Annotated in this window: 2 protein-coding genes; both read left to right on the top strand. The window is 35.7% G+C overall.

Going from position 1 to position 3,877, the window contains the following annotated elements:
* Positions 1-71 precede the first annotated feature (71 nt).
* Positions 72-1,442: a transcriptional regulator gene (locus tag ACIFO6_RS24105; protein ID WP_430044582.1), complete on the top strand. Its 1,371-nt coding sequence runs from the start codon at positions 72-74 to the stop codon at positions 1,440-1,442.
* A gap of 375 nt (positions 1,443-1,817) precedes the next feature.
* On the top strand, positions 1,818-2,705 hold the full coding sequence (locus tag ACIFO6_RS24100; protein ID WP_430044580.1) for a hypothetical protein: 888 nt from the start codon (positions 1,818-1,820) through the stop codon (positions 2,703-2,705).
* Positions 2,706-3,877: the final 1,172 nt, after the last annotated feature.

The following is a 3,877-nucleotide window of genomic DNA, read 5'->3' as shown; positions in this document are numbered from 1 at the left end:
GGTTATTCAACAGGCGTGTTTATTTAACTATGTATCATATGACGATTTTATGCTGAAAGGGTGGCTTATCCATGAAAATCACACCCACGATTAGAGCAGAAGTTCAAACCTATCTGATACGGAAAGGATTGAGTATGACCAAGTTTGGTCGCATTATTGATTTGAATCCGGGTACAGTGAGCGGTATTGTAACGGGCAATCGTATCATTTCGATGCACCAATTGGATCGCATCACGTTAGGAATGGATTTACCCGCAGACCATTTTTATGAACGTTACATTGAAGAGTGCATTATGGAAGAACCGCTGAACTGGAAAAGAATTAGCCCGTTCTTGTATCGCTGTGTACAGTTTAATCGACTGGATTGCTTACAGCGAGTTGTAAGTGTTCTGCTGGATAAACCGACCTATCTCCATTATCTCTATGAATTAGCCGAGGATTGTTATGAAGAAAGTTATAATGAAGCAGCGGCTTACCTATACGAGAACATAGCTGAGGGCGAGAAGTATCAACATTCTGATCGCTTGGCAGTCTGCCATTATCGTATATTCACGATTCAGATTGGAGACGATCAAAACCGAAATCTCAAGGCAGCTACACGATTTGAGGATTTTGTTGAACGGTTGGACGAAGTAGTACAACTTGATGCGTTAAAGGATCTGGCGAATGTATATCGTTCTTTACGTGAATGGGATAAGGTGGATGAAATAGCTAAAGCTTTGGGGATTAAAGCAGAGATTCAATACAAGTTGGATCAACATCATGATGCGAAAAAAGAGAACTTAAAGAAACCTGCTTCCCCACCATTTGCTTATTGGGCATTTTCTCATCTACTTCATGCTGAAGTATGTGAAGCTCATAAAGATTATGAGAAGGCACTTCAACATACATACACATATGCTGACTTAAGTTGGGTGAAGGAAACCGATGAAATCACCTTGGAATGGAAGAAGCGATATAAAGAATGGGCTGAAGCCAACACTTATGTAAATAAGATTCATGCTGGTGAAGTTGGTGCTTTGGCTGATTATGTAGCATTTTTTTCTTCAAAGAAAGAAGAGACACTTCCCGGATTAGATAACGTAGTTGAAGTTGCTAATCGACATCATTTAAATATTGATCATATTCTAAAGCAATTTGAAACGGAAATTTTTGCTTTGCTGGATAAACCTGAGCGCGTAGGCGTGTACAATCAACAATTCATTACAGAACGCTATGTTCATTTTACATGTGCATTAGCGGTTTACTACTTTAACAAAAGTGATTTTGCAGATGGATTTACTTTTTTGTTAAGTTGTTTGGAAAAATCTGCATTAATCAATAATAAATCGTATATAATTAAATGTGTAAAGCTGTATGATTCCTATCAGGAGTATGCATCATCTGAGACGAAGGCGGCATACAGAAATTTGATTAAAGAGGTGGAGGAAGATGAAACGTAAAATAATTCTATCTTTTTTAGTTACTGGTTTTATATTAGTAGCAATAGTAGTTCCCCCTCTTCAGCATCTAGACAAAGGATCGACTTACGAGCCGACTGGACAACACGGAGGAATGTGAGGATAAAAGGTCTCAAGTTCAATATCACAGTAGAACCAGAAAGTACAACTATTCTCAAGAGGTTAGATGGGATTATCCGTCTAGCCTTTTTGATTTGCCAAGCTGAAGTAGCAATGAAATATTAAGTAACTGATTATACTTTGTATCTAGTACTTTTGCAGGAAATTAGTACAAAAAAATTGGAATTATTTACATCAGAAACTAGCTGTGATAGACTAATTATGGAATCAAATGTATAAAAACGGGAGGTAACATTGATGAAAAAAAGATTGCTATTGTTATGCTCAAGTGTGATTTTAGGTTTTTCTTTAACTGGTACAAGTTTTGCGGCAGTTGAGGAAGCTAGTCAAGAAAAATTAAGTGGCTTTAGCTACAACTCTTCAGGTAATGTCTTTTCCTCAGATGCTAACCTAAAAGACATTAAGGTTGTGCAAAATGACTCCCATCTTTCTGTGTCATATAAATTGGAAGATAAAGAAGTTATCTTAGAAACAGAAAAATACTCAGATGGTGAATTTGAAAGATATTCGGGTGAGGCAGTAGTTGATGGGAAAGATAAATTTGAAACAGATATCATTACAAATAAGAATGGTTTAAGTGGATTAGTATTTGATTCAAAGCAAAATGTAAATCACGCCTTCGTTATTGATTATAAAGGTGAAGCTGTTGAAAAGACTTCACAAATAATCAATGCAATAAACGCCAGCCAAGATAAATTGGAAATCTCATTAGAAGAAAATAAGGGTGTAACTCCATCTACTACATCTAGAAATCTGACAGCTAGAATTACACATAAGCCTTCAGAAATGGGGGGTCTAGGCAGAACGGGGTATAATGATGGTACACTCTATTACACAAGATACACCAATCATCCTGATGGAATAAAAGTATATTTTGACAGATTGAATGCTACAATTGAAAAACTTGGGCCTTTCGGTTCCTTTGGGATAAAAAACGCTGACGAACTGTATGGTTCTGTTTACACTACTCCTTTTAATGCTAAACAACCAATCACAGACTATTACATTAGAACAACTTCAACAAGTTCAAAAAATTTCATTTTTTATTCAGCCGCAGCAAAAGAAGCAACGGTAGGAGGAGTCCCAGTATACTCATTTGAGACAAAAGAAATGATATTACCGTAAATTTTCTTCCTGAAAGGATACTACATGAAAAATGATTGGCGATTCATTCAAATCCTACTAATAATTATCATTTTATGTAGAGGTTTTTACAATCTAATTAGCTTTATAAACCGAGAAAAATTCGATGTTTTCCATCTATCTTTAAGCTATTTTTGGTATTTACCTACCATTATAATTGCATTAGTAGTGTTATTGTCAAGTTGTATCTTTTTCTTACTAAAGAGACAATATGCCGGGAAAATGCTTGCCGTATCTCTGTTAGTAGATGGATTATTTATTATAGTCTATTCATTAATGGTTTACATCCCAGTGTTTATGAATTCTTGGTATTTTCTCGTTCTTGGGATTGTAATCGGTCTACTGGAGGTACGAGCAGGAAAAACATTATTCGTAGAAATTAAATAATAAAAATAACTCGTAAAATGGAGTCTTTCGAGATTATCCACCTTACGAGTTGTTTTTATTATAGGGGTAAACTGTCAAGTAATGAGCCATACAATAAAGCTGTAACAGACCAATTAGATAATCTATTTTATTGAACTAGACCAAGGGGCTGACAATAGTAAAATGGGAGTGAGCTTGTTTGCATAGTTAAAACACCTGAATAAAGGGGTATGGTATTTGCATACACCTTGCTTCAATATCCACTGTGACAAATTGTTGTGCTTGGGTAGGCGATCAAAGCGCTGGACCATTGGACCAGCGGTCAATGAAGGATGTGGCTGAGTCTATTGGAGAAAACGGACGGAATAGGATCAATCAGGTTGACATAAGACGACTTAATTTTTTTTCTTCATTATATACATTTTTGATTGTACATACAGATTGAACACATATAATCCAGTTTGTAGATGATTTGTGAAATATTCGTTGACAGTATCGTAGGACAGTGTTATATTATAAATACACCATTTGAACGTAGCGAATTCAGTTGGAATCACAAAGAAATGGAGATACAAAATGAAGCGAAAAGTATTGCGAAGGTGAAACGGGATCAAGAAGAATGAAAGATGAGCAGTTGACAATACATATTGCTTTACCACGGTTACAATGAACACAGTAGATTTAAAACACAGTAAGTAAATGAAATGAATGCTAGATTGGATAGTCGGAATAAAATTAGTTTTAGGATCGGCAAACTTATTATTGTTTTCACGCCTGTTGAATAACCA

Source organism: Paenibacillus sp. NRS-1781 (assembly GCF_050467745.1).
Taxonomy (GTDB): domain Bacteria; phylum Bacillota; class Bacilli; order Paenibacillales; family Paenibacillaceae; genus Paenibacillus; species Paenibacillus terrae_A.
This window is presented reverse-complemented; position numbering and strand designations above follow the sequence as displayed.